The organism is Treponema sp. R6D11, from assembly GCF_054786075.1.
The window spans coordinates 1-734 of record NZ_BDHD01000594.1; the positions used below are offsets into that span (position 1 = coordinate 1).

General features: G+C 40.1%; 1 protein-coding gene. It reads left to right on the plus strand.

Translation table 11 applies throughout. The features are described 5' to 3' along the window. Positions 1 to 92 precede the first annotated feature (92 nt). Positions 93 to 734, plus strand: a 642-nt coding sequence (locus ACYVTD_RS14915; protein WP_461248500.1) for an SAM-dependent methyltransferase, incomplete at its 3' end; no start/stop codon positions are given.

Sequence of the window (734 nt, forward strand, 5' to 3'; positions counted from 1 at the left end):
TGTTACTGAAGGATTAAGAATATGGACAAATAGACCATATTTTAGAGATAATCCCCAAGAGGCAACAAAAATACGATGCTTTAATCAATGACATGATTAAAGATATACGAAAAGACAGGGTGTACATTACTGGACCAAATTGTATAGTCCTGCTCGAAGAATTATGCGATAAAATGATATTAAAACCCGGTATGCGTATATTGGACATGGGCTGCGGAGCCGGATTTACATCGATCATTTTGGCGAAAGAATTTGACGTTACCGTATTTGCCAATGATCTTTGGTTTAACGCTACCGATAACTACCAACGTTTTGTTAAAGCCGGCGTTAGCGATAAAGTTTCACCTATTCAGGCGGAGGCTCATAAACTGCCTTATGCCGATAATTTTTTTGACGCTGTAATAAGTATCGACTCATACCATTATTATGGAACTGATGAATGTTATTTAGGGGATCATTTTGCAAAACTTGTTAAAAAAGGCGGACAATTCGGCATCGTAAATCCCGGATTGACCCACGAATTTGAAAACGGTCTGCCGCAGGCATTGAAACCACTATGGGAACCGAATATGTACTCATGGCACAGTGCCGAGTGGTGGAAAAAATTGTGGGACAAATCAGGACTGATTGAAGTTACATATTCAAATGAAATCCCCGACGGAAAAGCAATTTGGCGCGCTACCGCTGACGAAGAGCTTCATGCCGCTGATACGGAAAATTATTTAACCCTTATT